Source organism: Catenuloplanes niger (assembly GCF_031458255.1).
Taxonomy (GTDB): domain Bacteria; phylum Actinomycetota; class Actinomycetes; order Mycobacteriales; family Micromonosporaceae; genus Catenuloplanes; species Catenuloplanes niger.
In genome coordinates this window covers 5,617,471-5,638,990 of record NZ_JAVDYC010000001.1, presented here as the reverse complement: position 1 = coordinate 5,638,990, position 21,520 = coordinate 5,617,471, and the positions used below count along the sequence as shown (strand labels likewise).

Here is a 21,520-nt window from a genome sequence, read left to right as displayed (position 1 = left end):
GATAGGTCGACGGACCCAGCGAGGCATGAAACGGGCGTAGCCGTGACTAACTTGATATACGTCACATGCAACCGCAATCACCTTGCGTCGTACGGCAATGACGCTCAGTTGCGGATGCAATCATCGGGGCGGGGGATGATCCCTACTCCGCCCTGTTCGTCGCCACCGCGCGGGCCGCGTCCGGGCCGTCGGTGAGCAGCACCTCGAAGCCGGCCTCGTCCAGCATCGGCACCCCCAGGTCGGCCGCCTTGTCCGCCTTGCTGCCGGGGTTCTCCCCCACCACGACGAAGTGCGTCTTCTTCGACACCGAGCCGCTCACCTTGCCGCCGCGCGACTCGATCGCCTCCTTCGCCGCATCCCGGGAGAAACCGGTCAGCGTGCCGGTGACCACGACGGTGAGCGACTCCAGCGGCCGCGGCGTGTCCAGGTCCCGCTCCTCGGCGAGCACCACGCCGGACGCGCGCCACTTGTCGACGATCTCCCGGTGCCAGTCGACCCGGAACCACTCGGCCACGCTCTCCGCGATGGTCCCGCCGACGCCGTCGACCACGACCAGCCGCTCCGCGCTCGCGGCCGCGATGGCGTCGACCGACCCGAACGCGCGCGCGAGATCCTTGGCCGCGCTCGGCCCGACGTGCCGGATCGAGAGCGCCACCAGCAGCCGCCACAGCTGCCGGTGCTTCGCCTCGGCCAGGTTCTCCAGCAGCTTCTGCGCGTTGCCGCCGAGCGTGCCGCCCTTGTTCACGAAGAACGACGACGTACGCAGCCGGTCCGCGTCGACCGCGAAGAGGTCCCCCTCGTCGAAGATCACGCCGTCGTCGATCAGCGCGGCCGCGGACCGGCTGCCGAGCGCCTCGATGTCCAGCACGTCCCGGCTGGCCAGGTACTCCAGCCGGCCGCGGCGCTGCGCCGGGCAGTACCGCGTGTTGGGGCACCGGATGTCGACGTCCGACTCCTTCGCGGGGGCCAGCTCCGCGTCGCAGGACGGACAGCGCGCGGGCATCACGAACGCCCGCGCGTCCGCCGGCCGCTTCTCCAGCACCGGCCCGAGCACCTCGGGGATCACGTCACCGGCCTTGCGCAGCACCACCGTGTCGCCGATCAGCACACCCTTGTGCTCGACCTCGCGCGCGTTGTGCAGCGTCGCCAGCTCCACGGTCGACCCCGCGACCCGGACCGGCTCCATCACCGCGAACGGCGTGACCCGGCCGGTGCGCCCCACGTTGACCTGGATGTCGCGCAGGACCGTGGTGACCTCCTCCGGCGGGTACTTGAACGCGATCGCCCACCGCGGCGCCCGGCTGGTCGACCCGAGCCGTCCCTGGATCGAGACCGCGTCCGCCTTGATCACCACACCGTCGATCTCGTGCTCGACGGAGTGCCGGTTCTTCGCGTACTCGTCGATGAACGCGGTTATCTCCGCGGCCGAGTCGACGAGGCGCCACCGGTCGCTGGTCGGCAGCCCCCACGACCTCAGTGCCGCGTACGCCGCGGACTGGCCGGCCGGCTGGAAACCGGACCGCGCGCCGATCCCGTGCACGACCATCCGCAGCGGCCGGGACGCCGTGATCCGCGGGTCCTTCTGCCGCAGGCTGCCCGCGGCCGCGTTGCGCGGATTGGCGAACGGCGCCCGGCCCTGCTCGACCAGGCTCGCGTTGAGCCCGGCGAACGCCTCGACCGGGAAGTAGATCTCCCCGCGCACCTCGATCAGGTCCGGCACGTCGTCGCCGGCGAGCCGCTCCGGGATCTCGCGGATGGTGCGCACGTTGGCCGTGACGTCCTCACCGGTGTATCCGTCGCCGCGGGTCGCCGCCCGGACCAGCCGGCCCTTCTCGTAGGTGAGGTTGATGGCGAGACCGTCGACCTTGAGCTCGCAGATGAAGCGCACCGGGCCACCGGCGTCCCGGACCACCCGCTCCACCCAGGCCGCCAGCTGCTCCTTGCTGAACACGTTGTCGAGCGACATCATCCGCTCGGCGTGCCGCACCGGCGTGAACAGCGTCGAGAACGTGCCGCCGACCCGCTGGGTGGGCGAGTCGGGCGTGCGGAGCGCGGGGAACTCCCGCTCGATCGCCTCCAGCTCGCGCAGCAGCGCGTCGAACTCCGCGTCCGGGATCGTCGGCGCGTCCAGCACGTAGTACCGGTACTGATGGTCGGTCAGCTCGGCGCTCAACTCGGCGTGCCGCCGGCTCGCCTCGGCCGTGGGCGGTGGGCCGGCGGCCTCGATCCCCGCGGCCGTGACCTGCGCGGTCATGCCATCCTCCGCGGTCATGTCGACCTCCGGCACGCCCCCGGTGGCCGTCATGTCCCCGTCCGGCGCCATCGCCGCGCTCCCCGCCATCGGCCCGTCCCCCGTCTGCCTCGTCGCGCCCGCTCCGGCGTCTCAGCCGTCTCCAGCACGGTAACGAGGAGGTCCGACGTTTTCGACGTCGACGGCCGGGAACCGCCGTGAACGGGCGATCGGCGCCGCGGCGGACCGGGGTCGCCAGGGCGACACATAAGCCACCTGGACGGCATGCCGCCCCCTACGTGTCACCCCGGCCGCACGGGGAGCCCCGGCGTCACACCGCTCGGAGGAGTCGACGCCGGGGCTCGGGCCTCTCCGTAGTTGCGAGCCAGGAGAGACGCTCATCAGCCTAGGGCACTTAATCGACTATGTCGACCAGGTTCCCCGGTCGATCTGTGTCGACATTGCCCGGCGACCGCCCGGCGGCCGTCCGGCGGCTGTCCGGCGCCTGCTCCGCGATGTGACGTCATCGACTACGTCAACTATGTCGACTTGATTGACCAGAATTCGAATTCGGTGATCTACTTGGCATTGCGAGCCAGGAGATTGGACGAATTCATGGGTACGTCGAAAAAGGATCGGGTGTACGACGCCATCCGGGCGAAGATCCTCAGCGGAGACCTGCCGGCCGGGCACAAGCTGCCGCCGATCCGGCTGCTCCAGGAGGAGTACGGCGTCTCGTACGGCACGCTCAATCTTGTGATCAACATGCTGAAGCTCGAGAAGCTGATCGTCGGCTATCAGGGCGACGCCATGTACGTGCGCCACAAGCCCGGGGAGCCGCCGGAGGACTGAGCCGGCGCGCTCCGCTGAGCACAGGTCGCCCACCGGTGGCGTCGCGCCTGCGGGTGCGGACGCGGTCCCGGCGTTAGCGTCGCGGTCAGGTGCACCCGGCACGGCGGGTGCCACGAACCGGGACAGGGGCGACGAACGCGATGGACCGCAACCTCACCAAGGTACTTCTCGACGAGTCGGAGATGCCGCGCCGCTGGTACAACCTCGTCGCCGACCTGCCGTCCCCGCCCCCACCGGTGCTGCACCCGGGCACGCACGCGCCGGTCGGCCCGGACGATCTCGCGCCGCTGTTCCCGATGTCGCTGATCGAGCAGGAGGTCACGGCCGAGCGGTACGTCGACATCCCCGAGGACGTGCTCGACGTGTACCGGCTGTGGCGGCCGTCGCCGCTCTACCGGGCGCACCGGCTGGAGAAGGCGCTCGGCACGCCGGCGAAGATCTACTACAAGTACGAGGGTGTCTCGCCGGCCGGTTCGCACAAGCCGAACACCGCGGTCCCGCAGGCCTACTACAACGCCGAGGCCGGAATCCGGCGGCTGACCACGGAGACCGGTGCCGGCCAGTGGGGCACCGCGCTCAGCTTCGCGGCGGCGCAGTTCGGGCTGGAGTGCGAGGTGTGGCAGGTGCGGTCCTCGTACGACCAGAAGCCGTACCGGAAAATCATGATCGAGACGTTCGGCGGCGTGATCCATCCGTCGCCGTCGACGCTGACCGCGGCCGGGCGCGCGGTGCTGGAGAAGGATCCGGACTCGCCCGGCTCACTCGGCATCGCGATCTCCGAGGCGGTCGAGATCGCGGCCCGGAACCCGGACACGAACTACGCGCTCGGCAGCGTCCTCAACCATGTGCTGCTGCACCAGACCGTGATCGGTGAGGAGGCGCTGCTCCAGTTCGCGAAGATCGGTGTCACCCCGGACGTGATCGTCGGCTGCACCGGCGGCGGGTCGAACTTCGGCGGCCTGACCTTCCCGTTCCTGCGCGAGAAGCTGGCCGGCCGGCTGGACGTGACGATCCGGGCCGCCGAGCCCGCCGGCTGCCCGTCGCTGACCCGGGGCGTCTACGCCTACGACTTCGGCGACACCGCCGGGCTGACGCCGCTGATGAAGATGCACACGCTCGGGCACGACTTCATCCCGGACCCGATCCACGCCGGCGGCCTGCGCTACCACGGCATGTCCCCGCTCATCTCGCACGTCTACGAGCTGGGCCTGATCGAGGCGGTCGCGATCCCGCAGTCCGAGTGCTTCGCGGCCGGCGTGCGCTTCGCCCGCACCGAGGGCATCGTCCCGGCCCCCGAGCCCACGCACGCGCTGGCCGCCTGCATCGACGAGGCGCTGCGCTGCAAGGAGTCGGGCGAGCCGAAGGTGATCCTCACCGCGCTGTGCGGGCACGGCCACCTCGATCTGGCCGCGTACGGCGCCTACCTGGCCGGTGAGATGACCGACCACACGCTCCCGGCCGGCCGGCTCGACGCCGCGCTCGCGGGGCTGCCGACGGTGACCGGGTAGGGCACCGGGCCACGCCGTCCCGGCCGGCTCGCGCGACGCGGGCCGGCCGGGTCAGACCGGCTCCGCCGGGATCGCCCGGTACGCGGACCCCAACAGTGTCACCAGCGCGTCGTCCGGTGCGAACTGCGTCCCGTCGATCGCGGCCAGCGGGCGCACCGGACTGATCGAGTTGCTGGCGAACGCGAACCGGAACCGGGACACCTCCGCCACCGGCACCGGCCGCACCTCCCACGGCACGCCGAGCCGGTCGAGGCCGTCCTTGAGCAGCCGCATCGACACGCCGTGCAGCATGCCGGCCGCCGGCCAGACCACCCGGTCGCCGTCGGAGAAGCCGACGTTCCACACCGTACCCTCGCTGACCAGGCCGTTCCGGTCGACGAACAGCGCGTCGTCGGCGCCCTGTGCCCGGGCCCGGCGCCAGTGCCAGGTCAGGCCGAACGTGGCGACGTGCTTCACCTCCGGCAGGTCCCGCTCGTACGACACCGTGCACACCCGCAGCGGCGACGTCAGCGCCGGGACCGGCGGGTCCACGGTGACCAGCACGTGCGGCTCCGCGGGCGCGACCGCGCTGGGCCGCCGGCCCTCGCCGGAGAAGACCGTCACCCGGACCGACGCGTCCGGCGTCCCGGCCAGCGCGTGGCGCAGCAGGCCGCGCACTCGCGCACCGTCCAGGCCACGGCCGAACAACGCGTGCGACTGCCGATCCAGCCGCTCCAGGTGATGCGTCAGGCCGTGCACGGCTCCCGCGCGCACCTGGAGGGAGGTGAAGTGCCCGTAGTTCGTCACGGCCAGCGCCCGCAGCTGCTCCGCCGTGGCCTCGGCGCCGTCGACCTGCGCGACCGTCATCAGCTCAGCGCGTCCTCGTGCAGTCGCCGGGCGGCGTCGCGGCAGGCGGCCAGCGCGGCGCGGGCGAACGCCGGGGTCGCACCGGCCAGGCCGCACGCGGGCGTCACCACCACCTGTTTCGCCAGTTGCGCCGCCGGGAAGCCCAGCTCCCGCCACAGCTTCCGCACCCGGTCCGCGACCACGGCGGACGCGACCCCGGCCGGGCCGGACGACAGCCCGGTGGGTGCGGCGCCGGCCAGCAGGCCCAGGCCCGCGTCGAGCGCCTCGCCGAGCGGATCGAGCCGCTCGACCAGGGACAGGTCCAGTGCGACGCCGGCGGCACCGGACGAACGGATCACGTCCAGCGGCACGTCCGGCGCGCAGCAGTGCACCACGACCGGCACCCCGGCCGCGTCCACGACCTGCCGGAGCAGTTCCGACGCGAGCGTCGCCTCGACCGCCCGGTACGTGCCCAGCCCGCTCTCGGTGCGCACCCGGCCGGCCAGCACGGCCGGCATCGACGGCTCGTCCAGCTGCAGCACGACGGTGGCGCCGGGCAGTCGGGCCGCGACGTCCCGGACGTGCGCGGCCACGCCCTCGGCGAGCGACGCGGTCAGGTCGCGGACCGCGCCGGGATCGCGCAGCAGCCGGCCGCCGATCGGCAGCTCGATGCTCGCGGCGAGCGTCCACGGCCCGGCCGCCTGGACCTTGACCGGGCCGGTGAACTCGGCGGCCTGCTCGGTCAGCTGATCGACGTCGCGGTCCAGCAGGTCACGCGTGCGCCGCAGGTCCTTGCCGGGCCGGGCCGCGACCCGCCAGCGGCCGGCGTAGAGCTCGACCGGCAGCTCGACCAGGAAACCGGCGCCGCGGCCGACGAGGTCGGCGCCGGGTCCGCGCGCGGGCAGCTCCGGCAGATGCGGAAAGTCGGGAAGATCCCCCAGGACCACCCGCTGGGCCTCGGCGACATCGATCCCCGGCAGCGATCCGATCCCGGTCGCCGCCCCTTCCGGCCACGGCCACACCGCTGCGTCACTCATGCCGCCGACTCTACTGAGCCGGACCGGCCGCCCCGTGCCCGGAGCGACGGAAGACCGGCGCGCCGGCCCGCTCAGGTGTGGGTGATCGTGCCCGAGCCCAGCACGACGTCCCCGTCCGGGTCCGGGCGGTACATCACCAGGGCCTGCCCGGCCGCCACCCCACGGGCCGGCGTGGACAGCGCCGCCACCAGCCCGCCGTCCACCACGGACACCCGCGCCGGGTACGTCTCGCCGTGCGCCCGCAGCTGCACCACGCAGTCCAGCGGCTCGGCCGGCGCGCCGGGCAGCCCGGTCCAGACCGGCCGGCCCGCGTACACCGTGGACACCGCCAGCGCGGCCGCCGGGCCGACCGTCACCGTGTTCGTCTTCGGGGTGATCGACAGCACGTAGCGCGGCCGGCCGTCCGCGGCCGGGACCGTCAGGCCCAGCCCCTTGCGCTGTCCGACCGTGTAGGCGTACGCCCCGCTGTGCGCGCCCACCACCTCGCCGGTCGTCGAGTCCACGATGTCGCCCGGCGCGGAGCCCAGCTTCGACTCCAGGAAGCCGCGCGTGTCACCGTCGGCGATGAAGCAGATGTCGTGCGAGTCCGGCTTCTCCGCGACGCCCAGCCCGCGCTCGGCCGCCTCGGCGCGCACCTGCGCCTTGGTCGACGAGCCCAGCGGGAAGAGCGACCGGTCCAGCTGTGCCCGGTTGAGCACGGCCAGCACGTACGACTGGTCCTTGGGCAGGTCGACGCTGCGCCGCAGCAGGCCGTCGGCGCCGAGCCGGGCGTGGTGGCCGGTGACCACCGCGTCGAAGCCGAGCGCGATCGCCCGGTCCAGCACCGCGGCGAACTTGATCTTCTCGTTGCAGCGCAGGCACGGGTTCGGCGTGCGGCCGGCCGCGTACTCCGCGACGAAGTCGTCGACCACGTCCGCGTGGAAGCGCTCGGCCATGTCCCACACGTAGAACGGGATGCCGAGCACGTCGGCGGCGCGGCGCGCGTCGCGGGAGTCCTCGATCGTGCAGCAGCCGCGCGCGCCGGTCCGGAACGTCTGCGGGTTGCGGGAGAGCGCCAGGTGGACGCCGGTCACGTCATGACCGGCTTCGACGGCGCGGGCCGCCGCCACCGCCGAGTCGACACCGCCGGACATCGCCGCGAGAACACGCACGTGAAACACCCTCCCCGGGTAAAGCCTCAGATCAACGGTACTAGCGGCTCAGCCGAGAACCGATTTGATTACCCCGGCCCGGCGGGCCCGCTCGACCGCGGCGGGCAGCGCGGCGATCAGCGCGTCCACGTCCGCGGCCGTCGAGGTGTGGCCGAGCGTGAACCGCAGCGACGAGCGCGCGCGGTCGTCGTCCGCGCCCATCGCGACCAGCACGTGCGACGGCTGCGCGACGCCGGCCGAGCAGGCCGAGCCGGTGGAGCAGTCGATGCCCTGCGCGTCCAGCAGGAGCAGCAGCGCGTCGCCCTCGCAGCCGGGGAAGGAGAAGTGCGCGTTGCCGGGCAGCCGGTCCTCGGGCGCGCCGTTCAGGATCGCGTCCGGCACCACGCCGTGCACGCCCGCGACCAGCCGGTCGCGGAGTCCGCCGACGCGGGCCGCGTACTCCTGCTGGTTCTTGACCGCGGTCTCGACCGCGACCGCGAACGCGACGATGCCGGCCGCGTCCAGCGTTCCGGACCGGACGTCGCGCTCCTGGCCGCCGCCGTGCAGCAGCGGCGTCACGGCCACGTCGCGGCCGAGCAGCAGCGCGCCGACGCCGACCGGGCCGCCCACCTTGTGCCCGGTGAGGGTGAGCGCGGACGCGCCGCTGGCGCCGAAGTCGACCGGGATCTGACCGACGGCCTGCACCGCGTCGGTGTGGAACGGGATACCGCGCGCGGCCGCGAGCGCGGCCAGCTCCGCGATCGGCTGCACGGTGCCGACCTCGTTGTTCGCCCACATGACGGTGATCATCGCGATCGCGTCGCCGTACGCGTCGAGCTCGGCCTCGAGCGTCGCGGGCCGGATCCGGCCGATCGCGTCCGCGTCGAGCCAGCCCGCGCTCGCGCCCTCGTGCGCGACCAGCCAGTCGACCGAGTCCATGATCGCGTGATGTTCGACGCCACTGGCCACCACCCGGGTGCGGGCCGCGTCCACCGCGCGCCGCGCCCAGAACATGCCCTTGACCGCGAGGTTGTCGCTCTCGGTCCCGCCGCTCGTGAAGATCACCTCGGAGGGCCGGGCGCCGAGCGCCGCACCGATCCGTTCCCGGGACTCCTCGACGCGCTGACGTGCGTGGCGGCCGGCGGCGTGCAACGACGACGCGTTGCCGACCTCGCGGGCCGTGGCGACGTATGCCTCGAGCGCCTCGCTGAGCATCGGCGTGGTCGCGGCGTGATCCAGGTAGGCCATCGCCCCTCAGCCTACCGGTCCTTACCGAGTGCTCCATCGGCCCGGACCACAGTCTGAGCGCCGCCGTTCAAACCCCGGCAAAACCCGAAATCCGCCACGATACGGGGAGGGAGCGCCCGGCACCGGCCGAGGAACCCGGCCGGGAGCTGGTCATACGTAAGGGCCGGGCGGATCCGCCCGGCCCCGGTACCGGTGGTCCGGGCGGCATCCGTGTCGGGCTCCCGACCTGGACGCCGCCCGGACCACCCGGGCGGAACACCTACTTGCGCTTGCGGATCTCGTCCGCGGCCTGCGGGACCACCTTGTTGAGGTCGCCCACCACGCCGTAGTCGGCCAGCTCGAAGATCGGCGCCTCGCCGTCCTTGTTCACCGCGACGATCGTCTTCGACGTCTGCATGCCGGCCCGGTGCTGGATCGCGCCGGAGATGCCGAGCGCGATGTAGAGCTGCGGGGACACCGTCTTGCCGGTCTGCCCGACCTGGTACTGGTGCGGGTAGAAGCCGGAGTCGACCGCCGCGCGGGACGCGCCGACCGCGCCGCCGAGCAGGTCGGCCAGCTCCTCGACCAGCTTGAAGCCGTCCGCGCCGCCCACGCCGCGGCCGCCGGAGACGACCACGGACGCCTCGGAGAGCTCCGGGCGCGCGCCCTTCTGCTCCGCGACCCGCTCGACGACCTTGGCCAGCTTGTCGGACTCGGTCGCGGTGACCGGGAGCGACTCGACCGACGGGGACGCCGGGGCCGGCGTGGGGGTCAGCGAGTTGGGCCGGAGCGCCACGATCGGCAGGCCGCGGGTCACCTTGGACTTGACGATGGTGGCGCCGGCGAACGCGACCTGGGTGGCCGTGCCGTCCGCGTCCAGCCCGACCGCGTCGGTGAGCACGCCGTTGTCCAGCTTGATGGCCAGCCGGGCCGCGATCTCCTTGCCCTCCTGGCTGGAGGCGAGCAGCACGGCGGCCGGGGAGACGCGCCTGACCAGCTCGGCCAGCACGGTCGCCTTGGGCGCGACCAGGTAGCCGTCGATCTCCTCGCTCTCCGCCGCGTAGACCTTCTCCGCGCCGTACTCCGCGAGCCGGGGCGTGAGCGCCTCCGCGGCGCCGGGCCCGCCCAGCACGACCGCGGACGGCGAGCCGATCTCCCGCGCGAGCGTGAGCAGCTCCAGGGTGACCTTCTTCACGCCCGAGGCGGCGGCCTCGACGACGACGAGAACCTCTGCCATGTCTCGGTACCCCCTTCTCAGACGAACTTCTCGGTGGCGAGGAACTCGACCAGCTTCACGCCGGCCTCGCCCTCGTCGACGACCCGCTGACCGGCGGAGCGCGGCGGGCGCTGCGCGTGCTCGATCACCGTGCTGGTGGCGCCCGCGAAGCCGACCTCGGACGGGTCCACGCCCAGGTCGGCCAGGGACAGCGTCTCCACCGGCTTCTTCTTCGCGGCCATGATGCCCTTGAAGGACGGGTACCGCGGCTCGTTGATCGTGTCCCACACCGAGACGACGGCCGGCGTCGAGGCGGTGACCACCTCGTACCCCTCGTCGGTCTGCCGCTCGACGGTCAGCGTGCTGCCGTCGACGGTGAGCTTGCGCGCGCCGGTGAGCGCCGCGACGCCGAGCCGCTCCGCGAGCATGTGCGGGAGCACCTGGACGCGGCCGTCGGTGGACTCCGAGCCGCAGAGGATCACGTCCGCGTTCAGCCGGCCGAGCGCGGTCGCGATCACCTTGGAGGTGGCGACGGCGCAGGAGCCGCGCAGCGCGTCGTCGACGATGTGCACGGCCTTGGCCGGGCCCATGGAGAGCGCCTTGCGGATCGACTCGGTGGCGCCGGACGGGCCCATGGTCAGCACCGTGACCTCGCCGCCGTGCGCCTCGGTGAGGCGCAGTGCCTCCTCGATCGCGTACTCGTCCATCTCGTTGATGACGTTGCTCGCCGCACCGCGGTCAACGGTGTTGTCGTCGGCACGCAGAGACCGTTCGGCACCGGAGTCCGGTACCTGCTTGACCAGTACCACAATGTTCATCGCGCTTCGACGACCCTCCTGTTAAACGGTTCTCGCCCGACGTTACGAATTCTCGTCCGGAACCGGAGCCCGCGGTGAGCCGGGGGCTGGTTCAGGCTTGCTCGGCTGCGCCTCCAGGGTCAACCACGATGCGTGTGGACTTGACCACGACCCATGTTACTTACTAGTAGGTTCCTGATCGCGGGCACGGAGAGTGACACACCTCACCCCATGGCACCCGAAACCCGCTAGAGTCGAGCCGGCGGGAGGAGTCGCGATATGTCAGTGCAAATCGCCCCGGTGCGGCGGATCGCTCCACCGGATCTCTGGTTGACCGGCGGCAGCCTCGTGTCGTTCGGCCACCATCGGCGGAAACGGCCGGACGACCACCGCTGCGTCTGCGGACGGCTCCGCGACGAGTGCGTACGCGTCGCCGTCCGCGCGCTGTGGAGCGTCTGACCGCTACGGCCGGAAGACGTACGGCGTGGTGGTGGTCAGCGCCGTGAAGCCGAGCCGCTCCAGGATCGGCCGACTCTCGTCCGACGCGTCCACCTGCAGCAACGTGAACCCGCGCTGCTCGGCGAGCCGCGCCCGGTATGCCACCAGCGCCTTGTAGATGCCGCGCCGCCGGTGCTCCGGGTGCGTGCCGCCGCCCCACAGCGTGCCGAACGCGGTGCCGGTGACGTAGCGGATCCAGGCCGCGCAGACCAGCGTGCGGGCCTCGTCGTCCGTCTCCGCCACCACGATCGTGACCGACTGCGGGTCCGCCGCGATCTCCCGCTCCATCGCGTCCGCCCACCACTGACGGGACGTACCGGGGTAGATGAGCTCGCCGAGCCGGGCGATCCGGTCCAGGTCCTCGCGGGACGTGACCTCGCGCAGCCGTACCCCCTCGGGCACCACCGGCACCGCGGCCGCGAGCGGCGCGACCGCGCCCACCACCACGGTCTCCCGCTCCTCGGCGGCGAACCCGGCCGCGGTGAGCCGGTCGGCGAGATCGCGGGGCAGGTCGTGGCCGTGCAGCTTCCACTCCACGCTCTCGCCCAGCTCGGTGAAGAGCGCGGTCTGCCGGGCGATCAGCGCGTCCAGCTCCGCGCCGTCCAGGTCGCCGAGGTCGGTGTACGTGATGAACCCGCCCTCGTCCAGCCCGCGCAGCCGCACCAGCGGGCCGTCCCGCTCGACGGTCGCGCCCGCCGGCAACGGGTTCGGCAGGTGCGCCCGCAACTGGGCGTCGTACGTGGCGAGCAGGGCCGTGGCATCAAGATCCGGTGTGGTCACGCCGTCCAGCCCATCACAGCACGGATGTTCACGCGAGCCGGTTAGGGTCGGTTCGTGCGCGCGCTGCTCAAGAGCTGGTTCGATCCCCGGGACGTGCAGCGGGTCGGCTCCACCCCGGACTACCGCTTCTCGCTGGCCAACGAGCGCACGTTCCTCGCCTGGGTGCGCACCGGGCTGGCGCTGGTGGCGGGCGGGCTGGCCGCGTTCCAGTTCCTGCCCCGCATGCCGACGACGTACCTGCGCGAGACGATCGCGGTGGTGCTGCTCCTGCTCGGCGGCGCGGTCGCGTTCCACTCGGTGCGGCACTGGACGCGCACCGAGCGGGCCATGCGGCTGGACGAGGACCTGCCGCCGTCGCACTTCCCGGCGCTGCTGGCCGGCGGCGTCACGCTCGGCGCGCTGGTGCTCGCGGCGGCCCTGGTCCTGCAGGTCCTCGGATGACCCAGCCGGTGCACGGGCCGGGCGTGCCGATCATCCGGACCGGGCTGGCCTGGCGGCGGACCGCGCTGTCGTTCGCCGCGGTCACGCTGCTGACGCTGCGGCTCACGCTCACCTCGGACGGCGGCGTGCCGGTGGCCGTGGCCGGCGCGCTGGCCGCGCTCGCCGCGTGCGGGACCGCGCTGGTCGTGGTGCGGCGCCGGGTGGCCGACCTCCGACACGGCCGCACCTCACCGAGCGGACACTCGCTGTTACTCTGCGCCGTTCTGACGCTCGGCTACGCCCTGATCGGTGCCGTCCTGATGATCCTCTGATGCCTCCGCCTGCCGATCGGGCGTTTCGCGCGGCATCATTGCGGCATGGCTCGACTGTTCGCGTTCGTCTTCCTGCTGCAGATCGCGATGGCGGTCGTGGCCCTGATCAGCTGCCTCTCCGCGGAGCCGGAGCAGATCCGCCGCCTGCCGCGGCTGGTGTGGGCGGTGGTGATCGTGCTGATTCCGGTGGCCGGCCCGATCCTGTGGTTCCTGGCCGGGCGGGTCCGGCCGGGCCGGGGGGCGGCGGGGGCACCGCGCCGGCCGCTCGCGCCGGACGACAACCCGGACTTCCTGCGCACGCTGGACTCGGACAAGGCCCGCCGGGACCGGGAGCAGTTCGAGCGGTGGGAGGAGGACCTCCGACGGCGCGAGGAGAAACTGCGCCGCGACGAGGACCCGAAGAACCCGGAGCTGCGCAACGGCGACGCCTGACAGCGAGAACGGCCGGGCGCACCCCGATGGGCGCACCCGGCCGCGTGGTTTCTCAGCCCCAGCGGTACTGCTTGACGAACAGCTTCACGCCCCAGCCGCCGCCGACGCACTTCGAGTCGTCCCAGCGGTCCGCGCGCTCGCCGAGCCAGGCGACCCGCTCGCAGGCGCGCTTGCTGCGGTAGCTGCCGGCGTACTGCCAGTTCGCCCGCTTGTGGCCCCAGCCGTGGCCGTTGTGCCGGTCGCGGTCCCAGCGGTCCCGGTCCCGGTCGCGGTCCCAGCGGTCCCGGTCGCGGTCCCGGTCCTGGTGGACCGCGGCGGACTTGGTGGCCTCGAACGACGGCGCGGCCTGGGCGGCACCGGCCGCGCTCAGGCTGACCGCGCCGCCGGCGGCGAGGGCGACCAGCGCCAGGGCAACGGAACGCTTCACACTTCGCATCTCAGACATCTCCCTTCAGAGTGCCCGCAATGAGGCACTGAGAGGATCATGTCGGACTTTCCGGACTTCACTAACCGAAACCGTATGATGACCATCAGTTATGGCTGAACGGTTGATGCCCGACCGGACACATGGTCAAACCCCACAAAACGGATATATGACGCGAGGCGGGCGCGTGGTCGCGCCCGCCTCGAACGAACGGCCGGTGTCAGGCCATGTCGCGCCGCTGGGTCAGCACGAACGCGGCCACCGCGGTCAGCAGCGTCACCGCGCCGCCGACCAGCGTGCCGTCCACCCAGGTCAGCGCGTACTCGGCGGTGCAGTCCGGCGTCGCGCAGGCGGAGTTCCAGAGCACCACCCGGCCGTTGACGAACGCGGCCAGATAGCTGCTCAGCATCCACCGGTCCGCCTCGGGCACCTCCACGGTGCTCAGCACGATCCGCAGACCGATCTCCCACAGCACCACGTACGCCGCGACCACGCCGAGCGCGGCCGCGGTGTGCCGGCCCAGCGTCGCGAGCGAGAAGCCGACCACGGTGGTGCCGAGCACGAGCAGCAGCGCGCGCACGGCCACCAGCACCAGGTCCGCCCAGAACGTGCCGGAGGTGTCACCGGCGAAGCCGCTGATCGTGCTCACGCCCCAGAACGCGGCGATGTAGGCGGTGGTCACCACGACCGAGACCGCGAACACCGCACCGGTCACCACGGCCAACTTCGCGCCCAGCACGACCGGCCGTCGCGGCCGCCAGAGCAGCAGGTTCGTCAGACCGCCGGACGACATCTCGGCGCCGATGAACGACGCGCCGACCAGGAAGCCGAACAGCGCCAGGAACGCGGCCACGAAGTAGACCAGGCCGCTGATCTCGCGGGCGAACACGAACGTGCCGTAGAGCTGGTCCTCCGGCCGGAAGTCGGCCGGGTCCGGCGGCACGCAGGTCGGGCCGGGCCGCTCGGTCCGGCACATCTCGTAGTCCTGGCGGGCGTACCCGTAGTTGACGGCCGCCTGCTCGGTGGCCTCGCGCAGCTCCACGTCGGTCGGCGTGTGCGAACTCGCCACGGTGCTGACCACCGCGACCAGGCAGGTGCCGATGAGGAGCACCGCCATCAGCTGTACGAACCGGCGCGCCACCAGCCGGCGGGCCTCGGCGTGGAGCAGGTTCACCGGGGCACCTCCGGGGCCGGGCCGGGCTGGAACGAGAACTCGTTGAGCGGTGCGGACGGCGCCGGCGGGAGCACGGCGTCGTCCACCTGCCGGTCCCCGTCCGGCGCCGGCGCGGTGCCGGTGAGCCGCAGGAAGACGCTCTCCAGGTCCGGCGTGAGCGGCGTCAGCTCGGCCACCCACAGGCCCTGGCCGCCGAGCAGCTCGGTGAGCCGGGCCGGCTCGGTGACCCGGTGCGCGACCAGGTGGTCCGGCGCGGCCGTCACCGCCACGCCGGCCGCGGCGAGTACCTGCGCGGCGCGCGGCAGGTCGGCCGTCCGGACCCGGAAGTCACCGTGGTCGAAGCTGGCCAGCACGTCGCTGACCGGCCCGGCCAGCACCCGCCGGCCACGCGAGATGATCGTGACCGAGTCACAGATCAGCTGGATCTCGGCCAGGATGTGGCTGGAGATCAGCACCGTGACGCCGTGCCCCGCGAGCGCGCGGACCAGGTCGCGCATCTCCCGGATGCCGGCCGGGTCCAGTCCGTTCGCCGGTTCGTCCAGGATCAGCAGCTCCGGCGCCTTGAGCAGCGCGGACGCCACGGCGAGCCGCTGTCGCATGCCGAGCGAGTAGGTCTTGATGATGTCCTTGCCGCGGTCCCGCAGCCCGACCTGGGCCAACACCTCCTCGACCCGGCTCTGCGGCACGCCACCCGCGGTGGCCAGCAGCGACAGCATCCGGCGCCCGCTGAAGTTGCCGAAGAACTGCGGGCTCTCCACGATCGCGCCGACCCGGCCGATCACCTGCGGCAGCGCGCCCGGCGAGGCGTGCCCGAGAATCCGCATCTCCCCGGCGTCCGCGCGCACCAGGCCGAGCAGCGCGCGCAGCGTGGTGGTCTTGCCCGATCCGTTCGGCCCGAGAAAGCCGTGCACCTGGCCCGGCTCGACCAGCATGTCGAACCCGTCCAGCGCGCGATGCGTCCCACCGCGCAGCTTGCGGTACTCCTTCCGGAGCCCCGCGATCTCGATCACCGGAGGCATCCGTCTCCCCTCGTCGTCACGCGGGCAGCCTACGGCTCGGCGACCGGCGCGCGCGGCAGGTTCGGGCACGACCGGAACGTGACGAGCGCTTCCCCAGCCGGGGCCCGGCCGTGGTTGCGTGGTTGGATGGGAAGCGTGTCTGAGGATCTCGTGATCGCCCTGGAGTCGGCCAGCGTCGTGCGTTCCGGCACGCATCTCCTGCGGGACGTGAGCTGGCAGGTCGAGCTGGACGAACGGTGGGTCGTGCTGGGGCCGAACGGCGCGGGCAAGACCACGCTGCTCAACCTGGCCGCCGGCCGGCTGCACCCGAGCACCGGCACGGTGCACGTGCTGAACGAGCGGCTCGGCCGCACCGACGTCAACGAGCTGCGCACCCGGATCGGCATCTCCACCGCGCACCTGGCCCAGCAGATCCCGGGCGAGGAGCGGGTGGTCGACGCGGTGCTCACCGCGGCCTGGTCGGTGGTCGGCCGCTGGCGGGAGAGCTACGAGAAGCAGGACGAGTCGCGCGGCCGGGCGCTGCTGCACCAGTTCGGCGTCGGCCAGCTGGCCGACCGCACGTTCGGCACGCTGTCCGAGGGCGAGCGCAAGCGGGTGCTGATCGCCCGGGCGCTGATGACCGACCCGGAGCTGCTGCTGCTCGACGAGCCGGCCGCCGGGCTGGACCTGGGCGCGCGCGAGGACCTGGTCGGCCGGCTGTCCACGCTCGCGATGGACCCGGACGCGCCGGCCACCGTGCTGGTCACCCACCACGTCGAGGAGATACCGCCGGGCTTCACCCACGCGCTGCTGCTGCGCGAGGGGTCGGTTGTGGCGCAAGGCCTGCTCACCGACGTGATCACGGGTGACAATCTGTCCAAGGCGTTCGGCCTGCCGCTGGTGGTGGAGCGCTCCGCCGGGCGGTACACCGCCCGCGCGGCCTGACTCGCCGAAGGGGGCGCGGATGACTCGGGTGGTCGTCGCCGGCAGCGCGAACATGGACCTGGTCGGGATCGCGCCGCGGCTGCCGCAGCCCGGCGAGACCGTGCTCGGCACCGAGTTCCTGCAGATGCCCGGCGGCAAGGGCGCGAACCAGGCGATCGCGGCCGCGCGCGCCGGTGCGCAGACCTGCTTCCTGGGCGCGATCGGGTCGGACGCGTTCGGTGTGACGCTGAAGGCCCGGCTCGGCGCGTCCGGCGTGGACGCGTCCCGGGTCCGGATCGTCTACGGCACGTCCGGCGTCGCGGTCATCATGGTCGACACCAGGGGCGAGAACTCGATCATCGCGACGCCGGGCGCGAACGCCGCGTTCACCCGGCTCACCGATCAGGAGCTGACCGCGGTACGGGACGCGGACGTGCTCGTCTGCCAGCTGGAGATCCCGGTCGAGACGGTCACCGAGGCCGCGGTCACGGCGCACGCGGCCGGCACCCGGGTGATCCTCAACGCGGCGCCCGCCCAGCGGCTGCCGTCCGAGCTGCTGGACGCGGTGGACCTGCTGGTGGTGAACGAGGGCGAGGCCGCGATGATCACCGGCAGGGGCCGGGACGAGCCGCGCGCGCTGCTCGACTACGTCAGCCGGGCCGTGCTCACGCTCGGCGCGGAGGGCGCCTGCTTCGTCGACCGGGACGGCACCGAGCTGCGCGTGCCGCCCTTCGCGGTCGAGACCGTGGACTCCACCGCCGCCGGCGACGCGTTCACCGGCGCGCTGGCCGTGGCCTGGGGCGAGGGGCGGGACCTGCCGGACGCGGTCCGCTGGGCCTGCGCCGCCGGTGCGGCCTGCGTGCGCCGCCTCGGTGCCAGCAACTCGCTGCCGACCCGCGCGGACATCGACGCGCTCTACGCCGCCGCCACCCCGTGAGCACCGGGGCTTCGCGCACGCTCTGATCGTCGCGTCGGCGGCCGGACGCGGACGGGCGGGTCGTCGGGCTCCGAGCGGGACGTGGTGCGGGCTGCCGTACCGCCGCACGGGTGTTGCCGGTGGGGTTCAGGACTCGCGGACCAGGGTGACGAAGCGGCTCACCTCGGAGCGCAGCACCTCGGCCAGCTGCGACAGGCCGGCCTGGTTGACGTCGTGACTGCCGTCGACCGCGGCCGCGATGCCCTCGACCAGGCCGGACATCTCGCGGATGTTGCCGGTCACCCGCTCCAGGACGGAGATCGCGCCGACCGCGGCCGCCTGGACGGTGGAGACCTGGTTGATGATGCTCTCGCTGGAGTTCGCGGTCTCGGTGGCGAGCGTCTTGACCTCGTTCGCGACCACGCTGAAGCCGCGCCCGGCCTCACCGGCGCGGGCGGCCTCGATGGTCGCGTTCAGCGCCAGCAGGCGGGTCTGCGACGCGATCTGCGTGATCAGGTCGACGGCCTGGCGGATCTGGTCGGACGCGTCGCGCAGCGAGCTGACCGAGCCGAGCCCGCGCTCCGCGTCCGCGACCGCGTCCCGGGCGAACGTGGAGAGGTTGTTCGCGGTCGCGCCCATCTCGGTGGCCGCCGTCGCGACCTGCTCGGAGACCGTGAGCACGGCGGACTCCAGCTGGTCGGCGAGCTCCAGCCGGCCCAACTTGGCGGCGTCGACCGCGTGCACGCCCTCCTTCATGTTGTCGCTGGCCAGATTGATCGTGGTGGCGGCCTGCTCGAACGAGCCGCGCATGCCGCGCGGCAGGAAGCGGCGGTGGAACCGGTTCTCGGCGGACGCGGTGAGCGCGGCGCCGGACTCCCGGACGAACGCGTCCGTGGTGTCGAGCAGCCGGTTCACGGCCTGGCGCGCGGCCTCGGCCCGCGGGTCGTCGCCGAGCTGCGGGATCCGTGCCTCCAGGTCACCGGCCGCGGCCCGGTCACAGATCTGGGCGATGACGGTCAGCGCCTCGCCGTCGTCGGCGGGCGCCGAACCCTTGGCGCGGCGCCTCACGCGTTCCTGCCGGACGTCACGTTCCGCACGATCTTGATCGGTTTCTGGTGCCTGGCGGCGTTCGTGGTCACGTGCACCCTCCCGGTGCCGGCCCGCGGCGCGTTGGCCCGCGACGGGGACGCGGTGTGGTCCGCCGACGGAGCCGGGCCGGCGTTGCGCCGGCCGTCCCCGGCCGCCGTGCCCGGGACCGGCGCGTGCGACGAGGTGGTCGTCGCCGTCCCGGCCGCACCGAGCGTGAGGTCGAAGACGAACTCCTCGTACGTGCGGCCGCGCGCGGCCAGCTCCTCCTGGAGCATCCGCCACGACGCGTCCAGCCCGTCGGACGGGCTGCGGTGCCGGTTCTCCTCCGCGCGCAGCCGGCCGTAGAGCTCCTTGACCGCGTTGACCGCGGCCCGGTCCGGGCGCCGCCGCGACGAGTGGTAGCCGATGATCCGGCCGGACGCGTCGCGGGACGGCGTGACGTGCGCGAGCACCCAGTACTCCGCGCCGTCCGAGGCCATGTTCACCACATAGGCGAAGATCTCGCGGCCCTCGCGCAGCGTGTCCCAGAGCAGCTTGAACACGACGCGGGGCATGTCGGGATGCCGAATGATGTTGTGCGGCTTCCCGATCACGTCCTCCTCGTCGAAGACGGAGAGGCGCAGGAAAACGTCGTTGGCGTACGTGAGCAGGCCCTTCATGTCCGTCTTGGTCACGATGATCTCGTGATCGGCGAAGGTCCGCTCGATGCCGGTCGGCTGTACGGCTGTTCGTCTCATGCCCTCACCACCCCCGCGTGAAAAGAGCGTTCATGAGAATGGTGCGCGATCGGGCGACTTCATGACGGGGGTTTGGGAGACTTTCCGGCCGGTACGCGGATGAGGTTCCCTTGTAGGCGTGACCGTCTACTACCGGGACGACAGCGTCGAGGTGACCTCCAGCCGGCTCCGGGTCGAGGCGGCCGCCTACCCGATCTCGCAACTGGAGTACGTCTGGCACACCCGCAGCCGCTTCACCTCGCGCGGCGCGGCCCGGCGCCTGGTCCGCTGGCTGATCGTCACGGCGCTCACGATTCCCGGCGTGCTGCTCGCGCTCTTCCTGATCGGACTGCCGTTCATCCAGGTCGACGGCGACCTGAACGTCGGCGTGCTGGCGCTCGGCGTGGCCGCGTGCGTGGTGCTGGCGCTCGCGCTCGCACCGCTGCTGGAGGTCCCGCTCACCATGCTGGACCGGATCAACGACCGTGGCGTGGAGCAGCACGAACTATGGGCGCAGATCGTCGGCGAGCAGGTCCTGCTGCTGCGGACGCACGACGCGACGAAGTTCGGCCAGATCTACCGCGCGGTCCAGCGCGCCGTGGAGGAGACCGGCTGACCCGCGACCGCACCGCGCCCGGGTGCCCGCCGGAGCACCGGCCGCGGATCCGCGTTCACCGGGGTCGCGGGGCTGCTCTCGACGGCGCGTTGCAGCGCCCGGTAGATCTGGTTGAAGCGGCGGGCGTCCGTGCTGTGCAGCAGCCGGACCGGGACGCCGCCGACCAGGGCCCACAGCTCGAGCTCGCGGGTGCCGCGGTCGTAGGAGCGGTCGACCTGATCGAGGAGGAGGTCGGCGAGCGGGACCGCGGCCAGCCCGACGACCACGGAGCCGGCCACGATCGCGGCGGTGGTCACCAGCGAGGTCTCGAGCAGCAGCGCGAGCAGGATGCCGAACGTGGCGGCGACCAGCGGGCCGAGCATGAGCAGGCCGAGCGCGCCGCGGTTGACGACGCCGGACCAGCGGCGGGCGCCGCGCCGGTGCCAGACGCGGTGCAGTGCGGCGATCGGGTAGGCGCGGTCGCCGAGCGCTATCCGGTCCGACGTTATCTCGACCGCCGGGTCCCGGTAGTACGTGGCCATGCTTCCTGTTTACCCGAAGTTCCGGTCCGTAGTCTGATCCGTACCCGACGGGAGGACTGTCTGATGGGCGAGTTCGTGCGGCTGGAGATCGCGGACGGCATCGGGACGATCCGGCTGGACCGGCCGCCGATGAACGCGTTGAACACCCAGGTGCAGGAGGAACTGCGGGCGGCGGCCACGGCCGCGGCCGGCGACGACGCGGTACGCGCGGTGGTGGTCCACGGCGGCGAGAAGGTCTTCGCGGCCGGCGCCGACATCAAGGAGATGGCCGGCCTGGACTACGCGCGGATGAGCGCCCGGGCCGGCGCGCTGTCCAGCGCGTTCGACGCGGTCGCGAAGATCCCGAAGCCGGTCGTCGCCGCGATCACCGGGTACGCGCTGGGCGGCGGCTGCGAACTCGCGCTCGCCTGCGACTGGCGGGTGATCGCGGACGATGCCCGGCTCGGCCAGCCGGAGATCAAGCTCGGTGTCATCCCGGGCGCGGGCGGCACCCAGCGGCTCGCCCGGCTGATCGGCCCGGCCCGCGCCAAGGACCTGATCTTCACCGGGCGGATGGTGGACGCGGACGAGGCGCTGCGGATCGGGCTGGCCGACCGGGTGGTGCCGGCGGCCGAGGTCTACCCCACCGCGGTGGAGCTGGTGTCCGCGTTCCGGACCGGGCCGGCGCAGGCGCTGCGGGCGGCGAAGGCCGCGATCGACGGCGGGCTGGGGATGGACCTCGCGGCCGGGCTCGCCTGGGAGAGTCAGCTCTTCGCGTCGCTGTTCGCCACCCGGGACCAGAAGATCGGGATGGACGCGTTCGTGGCGAAGGAGAAACCCCGGTTCACCGGTTCCTGAGCGAGGTTACCTCAGGGTAAC

General features: G+C 72.7%; 24 protein-coding genes. 10 read left to right on the top strand and 14 right to left on the bottom strand.

Going from position 1 to position 21,520, the window contains the following annotated elements; genetic code table 11:
* Nucleotides 1–142: 142 nt before the first annotated feature.
* The gene (gene ligA / locus J2S44_RS25060; protein ID WP_374728015.1) at nt 143–2,272 is read right to left on the bottom strand and encodes an NAD-dependent DNA ligase LigA; all 2,130 of its coding nucleotides are present in this window, start codon (nt 2,270–2,272) and stop codon (nt 143–145) included.
* 573 nt (nt 2,273–2,845) lie between these two features.
* Here ligA and J2S44_RS25055 point away from each other — a divergent pair.
* Nucleotides 2,846–3,082 carry a winged helix-turn-helix domain-containing protein gene (locus J2S44_RS25055; protein ID WP_310418652.1) on the top strand — a complete coding sequence of 79 codons (237 nt, stop codon included), beginning with the start codon at nt 2,846–2,848 and terminating at the stop codon, nt 3,080–3,082.
* 140 nt (nt 3,083–3,222) lie between these two features.
* Nucleotides 3,223–4,590: a TrpB-like pyridoxal phosphate-dependent enzyme gene (locus J2S44_RS25050; RefSeq protein ID WP_310418649.1), complete on the top strand. Its 1,368-nt coding sequence runs from the start codon at nt 3,223–3,225 to the stop codon at nt 4,588–4,590.
* Nucleotides 4,591–4,641: 51 nt separating this feature from the next.
* Here J2S44_RS25050 and J2S44_RS25045 read toward each other — a convergent pair whose 3' ends face one another.
* From J2S44_RS25045 to J2S44_RS25020, 6 genes are all read right to left on the bottom strand, one after another.
* The gene (locus J2S44_RS25045; RefSeq protein ID WP_310418646.1) at nt 4,642–5,436 is read right to left on the bottom strand and encodes an aminotransferase class IV family protein; all 795 of its coding nucleotides are present in this window, start codon (nt 5,434–5,436) and stop codon (nt 4,642–4,644) included.
* On the bottom strand, nt 5,436–6,452 hold the full coding sequence (locus J2S44_RS25040) for a uroporphyrinogen decarboxylase/cobalamine-independent methonine synthase family protein (protein ID WP_310418644.1): 1,017 nt from the start codon (nt 6,450–6,452) through the stop codon (nt 5,436–5,438). The genes J2S44_RS25045 and J2S44_RS25040 overlap by 1 nt, the downstream gene beginning before the upstream one ends.
* Before the next feature lie 71 nt (nt 6,453–6,523).
* Nucleotides 6,524–7,603 (bottom strand): tRNA 2-thiouridine(34) synthase MnmA, encoded by a 1,080-nt coding sequence (gene mnmA / locus J2S44_RS25035; protein WP_310418641.1) that lies wholly within the window; start codon nt 7,601–7,603, stop codon nt 6,524–6,526.
* A gap of 48 nt (nt 7,604–7,651) precedes the next feature.
* The gene (locus tag J2S44_RS25030; protein WP_310418639.1) at nt 7,652–8,830 is read right to left on the bottom strand and encodes a cysteine desulfurase family protein; all 1,179 of its coding nucleotides are present in this window, start codon (nt 8,828–8,830) and stop codon (nt 7,652–7,654) included.
* A gap of 259 nt (nt 8,831–9,089) precedes the next feature.
* Nucleotides 9,090–10,046, bottom strand: coding sequence for an electron transfer flavoprotein subunit alpha/FixB family protein (locus tag J2S44_RS25025; protein WP_310418637.1), 957 nt, complete (start codon nt 10,044–10,046; stop codon nt 9,090–9,092).
* 17 nt (nt 10,047–10,063) lie between these two features.
* The gene (locus J2S44_RS25020) at nt 10,064–10,843 is read right to left on the bottom strand and encodes an electron transfer flavoprotein subunit beta/FixA family protein (RefSeq protein WP_310418634.1); all 780 of its coding nucleotides are present in this window, start codon (nt 10,841–10,843) and stop codon (nt 10,064–10,066) included.
* A 258-nt stretch (nt 10,844–11,101) separates the two neighbouring features.
* On the opposite strand from J2S44_RS25020, the gene J2S44_RS25015 reads away from it, so the two are divergent.
* Nucleotides 11,102–11,281 (top strand): hypothetical protein, encoded by a 180-nt coding sequence (locus J2S44_RS25015; RefSeq protein ID WP_310418632.1) that lies wholly within the window; start codon nt 11,102–11,104, stop codon nt 11,279–11,281.
* A gap of 3 nt (nt 11,282–11,284) precedes the next feature.
* On the opposite strand, the gene J2S44_RS25010 is transcribed toward J2S44_RS25015, so the two are convergent.
* Nucleotides 11,285–12,100 carry a GNAT family N-acetyltransferase gene (locus J2S44_RS25010; RefSeq protein WP_310418629.1) on the bottom strand — a complete coding sequence of 272 codons (816 nt, stop codon included), beginning with the start codon at nt 12,098–12,100 and terminating at the stop codon, nt 11,285–11,287.
* Nucleotides 12,101–12,154: 54 nt separating this feature from the next.
* Between J2S44_RS25010 and J2S44_RS25005 the strand changes: the two genes are divergently transcribed.
* The 3 genes from J2S44_RS25005 to J2S44_RS24995 are packed head-to-tail and all read left to right on the top strand — an operon-like array spanning nt 12,155 to nt 13,284.
* Nucleotides 12,155–12,541: a YidH family protein gene (locus J2S44_RS25005; protein ID WP_310418626.1), complete on the top strand. Its 387-nt coding sequence runs from the start codon at nt 12,155–12,157 to the stop codon at nt 12,539–12,541.
* Nucleotides 12,538–12,852 (top strand): DUF202 domain-containing protein, encoded by a 315-nt coding sequence (locus J2S44_RS25000; protein ID WP_310418624.1) that lies wholly within the window; start codon nt 12,538–12,540, stop codon nt 12,850–12,852. The genes J2S44_RS25005 and J2S44_RS25000 overlap by 4 nt, the downstream gene beginning before the upstream one ends.
* A gap of 45 nt (nt 12,853–12,897) precedes the next feature.
* Complete coding sequence (locus J2S44_RS24995) at nt 12,898–13,284, top strand: PLD nuclease N-terminal domain-containing protein (protein WP_310418621.1); 387 nt, start codon at nt 12,898–12,900, stop codon at nt 13,282–13,284.
* Between the two features lie 52 nt (nt 13,285–13,336).
* Here the strand turns inward: J2S44_RS24995 and J2S44_RS24990 are convergent, their stop codons facing one another.
* From J2S44_RS24990 to J2S44_RS24980, 3 genes are all read right to left on the bottom strand, one after another.
* Nucleotides 13,337–13,711 (bottom strand): hypothetical protein, encoded by a 375-nt coding sequence (locus J2S44_RS24990; protein WP_310418617.1) that lies wholly within the window; start codon nt 13,709–13,711, stop codon nt 13,337–13,339.
* A 217-nt stretch (nt 13,712–13,928) separates the two neighbouring features.
* Nucleotides 13,929–14,882: an ABC transporter permease subunit gene (locus J2S44_RS24985; RefSeq protein ID WP_310418614.1), complete on the bottom strand. Its 954-nt coding sequence runs from the start codon at nt 14,880–14,882 to the stop codon at nt 13,929–13,931.
* The gene (locus J2S44_RS24980; RefSeq protein ID WP_310418611.1) at nt 14,879–15,901 is read right to left on the bottom strand and encodes an ATP-binding cassette domain-containing protein; all 1,023 of its coding nucleotides are present in this window, start codon (nt 15,899–15,901) and stop codon (nt 14,879–14,881) included. Before J2S44_RS24980 ends, J2S44_RS24985 begins: the two co-directional genes overlap by 4 nt.
* A gap of 126 nt (nt 15,902–16,027) precedes the next feature.
* On the opposite strand from J2S44_RS24980, the gene J2S44_RS24975 reads away from it, so the two are divergent.
* Together J2S44_RS24975 and J2S44_RS24970 are read left to right on the top strand one after the other, a co-directional pair.
* On the top strand, nt 16,028–16,825 hold the full coding sequence (locus J2S44_RS24975; RefSeq protein ID WP_310418608.1) for an ABC transporter ATP-binding protein: 798 nt from the start codon (nt 16,028–16,030) through the stop codon (nt 16,823–16,825).
* A gap of 19 nt (nt 16,826–16,844) precedes the next feature.
* Nucleotides 16,845–17,741, top strand: coding sequence for a ribokinase (locus tag J2S44_RS24970; protein WP_310418605.1), 897 nt, complete (start codon nt 16,845–16,847; stop codon nt 17,739–17,741).
* A gap of 126 nt (nt 17,742–17,867) precedes the next feature.
* Here the strand turns inward: J2S44_RS24970 and J2S44_RS24965 are convergent, their stop codons facing one another.
* Nucleotides 17,868–18,788 carry a methyl-accepting chemotaxis protein gene (locus J2S44_RS24965; protein ID WP_310418602.1) on the bottom strand — a complete coding sequence of 307 codons (921 nt, stop codon included), beginning with the start codon at nt 18,786–18,788 and terminating at the stop codon, nt 17,868–17,870.
* Entirely contained in the window at nt 18,785–19,546 is a 762-nt protein-coding gene (locus J2S44_RS24960; RefSeq protein WP_310418599.1) for a PAS domain-containing protein, read from the bottom strand. The genes J2S44_RS24965 and J2S44_RS24960 overlap by 4 nt, the downstream gene beginning before the upstream one ends.
* A gap of 118 nt (nt 19,547–19,664) precedes the next feature.
* On the opposite strand from J2S44_RS24960, the gene J2S44_RS24955 reads away from it, so the two are divergent.
* Complete coding sequence (locus tag J2S44_RS24955; RefSeq protein ID WP_310418595.1) at nt 19,665–20,141, top strand: DUF6232 family protein; 477 nt, start codon at nt 19,665–19,667, stop codon at nt 20,139–20,141.
* On the opposite strand, the gene J2S44_RS24950 is transcribed toward J2S44_RS24955, so the two are convergent.
* Nucleotides 20,102–20,662 carry a DUF6232 family protein gene (locus J2S44_RS24950; RefSeq protein WP_310418592.1) on the bottom strand — a complete coding sequence of 187 codons (561 nt, stop codon included), beginning with the start codon at nt 20,660–20,662 and terminating at the stop codon, nt 20,102–20,104. The two genes, J2S44_RS24955 and J2S44_RS24950, sit on opposite strands and share 40 nt — an antisense overlap.
* 63 nt (nt 20,663–20,725) lie before the next feature.
* On the opposite strand from J2S44_RS24950, the gene J2S44_RS24945 reads away from it, so the two are divergent.
* Complete coding sequence (locus J2S44_RS24945; RefSeq protein WP_310418589.1) at nt 20,726–21,499, top strand: enoyl-CoA hydratase/isomerase family protein; 774 nt, start codon at nt 20,726–20,728, stop codon at nt 21,497–21,499.
* Nucleotides 21,500–21,520 lie beyond the last annotated feature (21 nt).